The organism is Pseudoalteromonas sp. G5_S1_14_S5 (assembly GCF_054968605.1).
Genome location: NZ_JBQKUM010000287.1, coordinates 1 through 228, shown reverse-complemented (window position 1 = coordinate 228; position 228 = coordinate 1). Strand labels below are relative to the sequence as shown.

The window sequence follows — 228 nt, the reverse complement described above, 5'->3', positions numbered from 1 at the left end:
AAATCAGTTTGTTATTGATGTTGAAAATGAAAATTTGGCCATTGAAGCCCACGAAAGGGTCACGGCATTTCATAAACTACGCGATACTAATATACCGCGTTCTGAGCGGGTTCAAGCCCTGCAGCGTTTAAATTTAGTGGTTAGCGATGATCCCGAACAACAGGATCTGATTGATGTGCTTGATAATAACGCGACAGAATCTTTATCTGAATTGAAAGGCTTGGTGGC

At 41.7% G+C, this 228-nt stretch carries 1 protein-coding gene; it reads left to right on the top strand.

Annotated features, from left to right (window positions below):
• Positions 1 to 228, top strand: a 228-nt coding sequence (locus ACTRWI_RS22920) for a hypothetical protein (RefSeq protein WP_499133968.1), incomplete at both ends; no start/stop codon positions are given.